At 48.8% G+C, this 6,670-nt stretch carries 8 protein-coding genes; 3 read left to right on the top strand and 5 right to left on the bottom strand.

What is annotated here, in order from left to right; genetic code table 11:
* Positions 1-133: 133 nt before the first annotated feature.
* The 3 genes from AAHB90_RS30950 to AAHB90_RS30960 form a co-directional block, all read right to left on the bottom strand.
* Positions 134-712, bottom strand: a complete 579-nt coding sequence (locus AAHB90_RS30950) for a helix-turn-helix domain-containing protein (RefSeq protein ID WP_342089201.1) — start codon at positions 710-712, stop codon at positions 134-136.
* Positions 713-847: 135 nt separating this feature from the next.
* Positions 848-1,648, bottom strand: a complete 801-nt coding sequence (locus AAHB90_RS30955; RefSeq protein WP_342089202.1) for an isocitrate lyase/PEP mutase family protein — start codon at positions 1,646-1,648, stop codon at positions 848-850.
* A 16-nt stretch (positions 1,649-1,664) separates the two neighbouring features.
* Positions 1,665-2,129: a carboxymuconolactone decarboxylase family protein gene (locus AAHB90_RS30960; RefSeq protein ID WP_342089203.1), complete on the bottom strand. Its 465-nt coding sequence runs from the start codon at positions 2,127-2,129 to the stop codon at positions 1,665-1,667.
* A gap of 458 nt (positions 2,130-2,587) precedes the next feature.
* On the opposite strand from AAHB90_RS30960, the gene AAHB90_RS30965 reads away from it, so the two are divergent.
* Positions 2,588-3,496 (top strand): helix-turn-helix domain-containing protein, encoded by a 909-nt coding sequence (locus AAHB90_RS30965; RefSeq protein WP_342089204.1) that lies wholly within the window; start codon positions 2,588-2,590, stop codon positions 3,494-3,496.
* Positions 3,497-3,650: 154 nt separating this feature from the next.
* Entirely contained in the window at positions 3,651-4,652 is a 1,002-nt protein-coding gene (locus AAHB90_RS30970) for an aldo/keto reductase (protein WP_342089205.1), read from the top strand.
* Positions 4,653-4,689: 37 nt separating this feature from the next.
* On the opposite strand, the gene AAHB90_RS30975 is transcribed toward AAHB90_RS30970, so the two are convergent.
* Positions 4,690-5,058, bottom strand: coding sequence for a hypothetical protein (locus tag AAHB90_RS30975; RefSeq protein WP_342089206.1), 369 nt, complete (start codon positions 5,056-5,058; stop codon positions 4,690-4,692).
* A 153-nt stretch (positions 5,059-5,211) separates the two neighbouring features.
* On the opposite strand from AAHB90_RS30975, the gene AAHB90_RS30980 reads away from it, so the two are divergent.
* Entirely contained in the window at positions 5,212-5,715 is a 504-nt protein-coding gene (locus tag AAHB90_RS30980) for a hypothetical protein (protein ID WP_342089207.1), read from the top strand.
* Between the two features lie 54 nt (positions 5,716-5,769).
* On the opposite strand, the gene AAHB90_RS30985 is transcribed toward AAHB90_RS30980, so the two are convergent.
* Entirely contained in the window at positions 5,770-6,522 is a 753-nt protein-coding gene (locus tag AAHB90_RS30985) for an SGNH/GDSL hydrolase family protein (RefSeq protein WP_342089208.1), read from the bottom strand.
* Positions 6,523-6,670 lie beyond the last annotated feature (148 nt).

A 6,670-nucleotide genomic window follows, 5' to 3' on the forward strand; every position in this document is an offset into this window, starting at 1 on the left:
CAAGAAAAAGTTAACTAATATTTAAAACAAGGCATTGGAAAACCCTGATCACCGCAAAACTAGCGAACTAAGCCCAGCCAAAAGTTAAGCAAATGTTAATTAATATTTAACAAGAAGAATTTATTGAAAAGCCCTACTGGGCCTCGTTGAAGAAGTAGATAACCAGCAACACCGCCTCGTCGCATTCGTGGCATTTGAGGTTATGCAGCTCGTTGGCATCGAAAAACATCGAATCGCCCTGGTTCAGGATATATTTATTTTTCCCGACGGTATACTCCACCGCACCCGAAAGCACATATTTGAATTCAAACGCATTCGTACGAACCATCGGCCGTTTGGCGTCTTTTTCAAGGCGCAGCAGCACGACATCAATATGGTTATCCTTGAATTGTTTGCTGAATATCCGTTGGTAGAAGTAACCCTTCGCATTTTCTTTGGTAAAAGGCTGATATTCTTCCTTCCGCCGGACGAGCACGCTTTCACCGGGGGCAGTTGAGATGATATCCTTGAAGAACACGTTCAGGTCAATATCCAGTGCTTTGATCAATCCCAGCATAACCGGCAACGAGGGAATCGTACGGCTGTTTTCGATCTGGGAAACAAGACTTTTCGTCACACCTGCCTGATCGGCAATCTCCTGAAGGGTAACGCCCTTACCCTTTCTGACCTCTTTTAACTTATTGCTGATCTGAAAAAGAATGTCCTCCTGCATAGCGCTGAGCGTGATAACCGGTTACGTTCGTTGAATATAGGCACAAAGTAAGTCCTAATTTTGGTCTAAAAATAGAAAATCTCCCGGTTGCGGCGACCGGGAGACTTCAATAGTATACGTAAAATAATGGTTTGATCATGCCAGCAGCCCCGTCACCGGATGATGACTCAGGCTTTCCTTTACATTTTTAAGTAACATTTCCATTGACAGCAGCATTGCGCGATGCACATTGGGACCGAAACTCACACGTGCCACGCCGAGTTTTTGAAGCACATCCAGATCGGGCGTACCGCTTTTAGCAAGTACATTTACGGGCACTTTCAATGCATTTACCAGCGTTTTGACCGTTTCTTCTTCGGCTGCGAAGATTGGATAAATACAGTCGGCACCCGCCTCTACATACGTGCGCCCGCGTTCGATCGCAAGGGCGAGCTTCTGGTCTTCCGGCAAGTCGGGTTTCACCAGAAAAACATCCGTGCGGGCATTGAGGTACAACCTGGTATTTTCCCGGTCTGCAACGCGGCCGATCAGCTTCAATTTTTCCGCCTGCTCATCGACGGGCACCATTTCACGCGTCAGGACATCAGTATCTTCGATATTAATACCTGCTACACCGGCAGCGATCAGGCGACGGATATTTGATTTCAGCGTCTCATTATCGGCCGCATAACCCGCTTCCATGTCCACGGTAACGGGCACATTCACAGATTTCACGATCTGTGCCACAATCGCCACGAGCAGATCGAAAGGAATCCGCTCGCCATCCTCGTAGCCGTGAGCACCGGCAATGGCAGCACTGGCCGTCGCCACCGCCGGATAACCCAGTTTTTCGAGCAATACCGCACCGGCAGCGTCCCAGATATTCGGCAGGACGAGCATTTTACCGCTGTGGTGCAGCTTTTTGAGCAAATCGGCCTTCTCCGACTGACTGCTCATCCGGATAGTACGACTGTTAAACATGGCTCTCAACGGCTACCGATGCTGCGACAGATACCTGATCGGTGATCATAATGCGATTCCAGGCACTGATCGCAACGACGCCCATCACCACGGCTTTGGTATACTCCTCGCCGAGCAACTCCACGGCCCGGTTATACACTGCGTCGCTTACCCCGCCCTGACTGATGAGCGTCACTTCCTCGGTAAGCGCCAGAATCGCCTTTTCTTCATCCGAATAAATACTGGCCTCGCGCCAGGCGCTTAACATATATATGCGCTGCTCGCTCACGCCCATCTCACGGGCCTGTCGCGCGTGCATATCCAGGCAAAACCCACATCCATTGATCTGCGATGCCCGGATTTTGATTAATTTATAATGCACCTTATCAAGCCCCGTCGAGGCAACATACTTTTCAAGCTCCCGAACAGCCGCGAAGGCCTTGGGAGTCAATTCACTGGTTGGTTTGCGGTGGGACATTTTTAATGATTGAATGATTGAATGACTGAATGATTGAATGAGCCGCCGTGGAACGGGGAATGATTGAATGACTGAATGAGTAAATGATAATGATTGAATGAGTGATTTAATGTAGACCAGTAGGTTTTGAACAAATATCTAAACAACACTTGACGAGCGTGTTCAAAAAAGTGTGTCATGTTAGATTTATTAACTTGATGAGCCTATGGAAGAGAAATAAGACAAAAAAGTTTGACAATACTTGACAACCCTGACTTCCTTAACCATTCAATCATTCAATCATTCAATCATTCAAAATTAACCCCCACCCGGACTACCGGCGTGATCCATTCTGGGATATTTTAAATAGTCCAATCTTTCCAAAAAGACGCTTACTTCGAAATTAAAAAGTAATTAATTCCGGCATTTCTGAAACTTTCACCTTGGCATCTGCTATTTGAATTTTATAATATTGCGATATGAGCCATACCGAATCAATCCAGGAATTTTACCGTCGCGTGCCACAGGCGAATCCGGCGGACTTGTCGCTGAACAATGCGGGCATCGGGCACTTTAATGTGTTTGAAAGAAACTCGTGTTACAAAAAGACACCTTACAGTCGCCGCGACTTTTACAAAGTATCCTTCATCATTGGAACGGGCCGCCTGCATTATGCCGACAAATGGATCGAAATAGACCGTCCCGCATTGCTTTTCTCGAACCCGATGGTACCCTATTCGTGGGAAGCGATCTCGGAATCGCAACTGGGCTGGTTTGCATTGTTCACGGAAACTTTTGTCAATCCCGCCGAGCGAAAGGACTTTTTGCAGGATTCACCGCTCTTCAAAATCGGAGCAAATCCGGTGTATTTTGTGAATGAACAGCAGCAACTGGAGCTCTCGATGATCTTCAAAAAGATGATGGCGGAAATCGAATCGGATTACCCGCATAAATATGGTATGCTTCGCAACTACCTGCACCTGATCATCCACGAAGCGATGAAAATGCAGCCTGCCGAGACATTTGAGCGACAGACCAACGCTTCGGCGCGCATTACTTCGCTGTTTATGGAGCTGCTTGAAAGACAGTTTCCAATCGACACGCCCGAAAATGCATTACGCCTGAAAACCGCTAATGATTACGCCCAGAGCCTCTCGGTGCACGCCAACCATCTGAACCGTTCGGTAAAAGAAATTACGGGAAAGACCACGACAGAGCACATTTCGGCACGCATTACCAAGGAAGCGCAGGCATTGTTGAACCATACCAACTGGAACGTATCGGAGATCGCTTACAGCCTCGGCTTCGAGTACCCTGCCTATTTCAATATTTTCTTCAAAAAACAGACGGGCCTGACACCCGGAAACATGCGCGCCAGGGCTGTGTGATTTTTATAAAGATCTGTTTGAATAATATAAACCGGCGGCAGGAACTAACAGGTAGTTTTGTATCGTCAGGACTACCCTGAGCAAATGCATTATCCACCCGGCCGGAAGCCGCCGTTTAAAGCGGGGGAATGCCTGGCCGATAGCCAACAAACAAATGAAATACAGAAGCCTTGGAAAAACAGAAGAAAAATTGTCAGCCATCGGATTGGGCTGCATGGGCATGAGCTTTGCCTACGGCCCCACCGACGACGCCGAAAGCATTGCCACACTACACCGTGCCCTCGACCTGGGGATCAATTTCTGGGATACCGCCGACATGTATGCCGATGGTGAGAACGAAAAATTGATATCACAAGTCCTCGTACCGAACCGCGACAAGATTTTTATCGCCACCAAATTCGGTTTCCGCTACGGTGAAAGCGCCAACACGCCGCGCAATTCAGCAGGCGCGTATTTCGACGGCTCACCCGCCTGGATGAAAATAGCCGTAGAAAACAGCCTGAAAAGACTGAAAATTGATACCATCGACCTCTATTATGCCCATCGGGTCGATCCCAATGTACCGGTAGAAGAAATGGTAGGCGCGATGGCAGAGCTTGTGAAGGAAGGCAAAGTCCGCTACCTTGGCCTGAGCGAGGCCTCCGCAGCATCTATCCGCAAAGCCCACGCCGTGCATCCGATCGCCGCATTGCAGAGTGAATACTCGGTGATCACCCGGGATGTGGAAGGAACGATACTCGATACCGTCCGCGAACTTGGCATTTCGCTTGTCCCTTACTCACCACTAGCCAGAGGACTGGTTACCAATACATTAAACACCGAAGCACTTTCAGAGAGCGATTTCCGTCGCAGCTTGCCCCGGTATCAGGGAGACGTGGCGGATAACAATGCCAAACTGGTGAGCGGCTTTGCCGAACTTGCCGCGGGCAAACAATGTACGCCCGCGCAGCTCGCGCTCGCGTGGGTACTCGCGCAAGGTGACGACATTATCCCGATACCCGGCACCAAAAAGCGCAAATACCTCGAAGAAAATGCCGGTGCGATCGAAGTAAGCCTTTCAGCTGAAGACCTGACAGCCATCGACGCCCTTATAGCCCGCTACCCCGACACCGGGGCACGTTACAGCGAGGGCGCGATGAAAATGGTGAATCATTAAATTTTTAGCCCCGGGGTTTCAATCCGGGGCTAAAAATTTAAATCGTTTTTAAGGAAGGATCATAAAAGCTTTTCCAAAGGACCACGGCCTCTTCCACCGTCTCGGGCGGGGAAGCCAGGTAGCTTTTTATTTTGGCCAGGTTCTCTGAATGCACCTCTTTGGCAGAATATTTAATCAGGTTCACGAGCAACTTATCGATCTCCGTTGTATCGTTGCGCCAGTTTTTGCTATACTTCGCAAACCATTCTTCGCTTAGAAAAACCACTCCCGAATACCGGTACACGTCCGAAAACCCGAAAGCATCGATCACGATCGGCTCGGTGGGCCATTCTGCATTCAATTCCTTGTCGCTATACCGTTCGCGACCGTCGCCGAGGAGGGCGATAAATCTGTATGTTTTTACCATAGTGACTTTTTATTTCCGCTCAATATATTCCGCCGGATTTACTGCTACAAATGATTTTATAAAAATTGTTATCCTTAATCCATACCCTTGGGGGATCATTGGGACGATGGTAATGTTCACTAATTTTACGCCGACATCAAGGAATAGTCATTCATGATCCGAATCTCCCAACTTCCGCTTATCCAGAACCCAGGACAGTTTTACGCCGCGGAGCATATCCTGCTTGTGGATGTGCTGCTGGTAGGCGACGCCCCGCGACAAATGCGGGAATATATTAAAAACACCCACGGAGGGTTTATTTACGATAAAAAGACCTACATCCCGATCACGCTCACGGGCACGCCGGAGAGCCTGCTCGCCAACGCGGGTAAGCCAATCGTTTTCAAATTCGATCGTGGCTTTGAAAATCATTATCACTTCAACGGCAACCTGAACGCCCTGATCTGGCACAAAAAGCTGTACAACATTTCCGCCCTCATCAACCAGCCCTCAGTCCAGTTCGATCGGGAAGAGAATTTCATCATAGAACGCTACCTGGCCGGCTATCGCGAATATATCGAGCCTGAAACCGAAGAGAGGCTACTGTCCATTCCACTGCAAAGCCCGGCCATCGGGTTGAAGGCCATGAAAGGACTGAAGCCTGTCAGGAAAGACTGAAAATCAACGATATCCGTTACCCTGGTATCGGTCGGTTTCGAAGTACATTACAGGTTAAAGCAGATTTTTACGAATCGCTTTTCCCCAAAACTCGCCCAGTACCGCCACGCCTTCGACATTAGGATGCAGATAAAACACGCCCTGCTGCCCGTTTTCAGGCTTAAAGAGTTGGATGTGATGTTTTTTGAAATATTTGAAAGCTTTGGTATCCCCTTTGAAAACCCGGCCGGGCTCGGCGGTTTTGTATTCGCGGATCAGCGCATCAAGCTCCGGAACATAGGTCTGAAGCCGCTCCAACCCTTCTGCCAGGTATTTCGAACGGTTGTAGGTGTTGGTACTGTACCAGATCGGGTGGTGAATCATCACTTTGCTGCCCGGATATCGTTTAAGCAGCTCCGAGACGATGGTTTGTACATTCTTTTTATAGTTTTCTTTCGAAACCGGCGAGCCGTTCGGCCCTTCGATCGCACTGTCGTTTGTGCCTAATTTCATCGAAAACAGCAACTGATGGTCTTTTTTAAGATATAAACTGTCGGCAGCCGTAGTGGCGAGCGTGAAATACCTGCCTGTTTCCGGAAGCCAGTCGACAGTGGTGGAACCACTCCGGCCGACATTGGCATACAAAACATTATCGACGCCCTTTTGTTTCTTCAGATAGTTGACGGCATGCGTCGGTGGCGGAAAGCCGCTATCGCCTCCCTTGCCCTGGGTGATGCTGTTACCAATAAAAACAATGCTTAGTTTGTTCTGGGAAAAAACGTTGAAAGAAACGAGCAGAAGTGCCGCAACAAGTGTTTTGATCTTCATCGGATAGGCCGGGATTGGAGCGATTAAATTTCAGATAATGCCTAAGAAAAGACATGCGCTTCAAATATTACCGAAAAAAGGGAGATCATTTTACCGGTACTTTCATCGGACCCTTCACGCTGACCGGGGGGGGGGGGGGGGGGGGGGG

The organism is Dyadobacter sp. OTU695, from assembly GCF_038440355.1.
In the GTDB taxonomy this organism is placed as follows: domain Bacteria; phylum Bacteroidota; class Bacteroidia; order Cytophagales; family Spirosomataceae; genus Dyadobacter.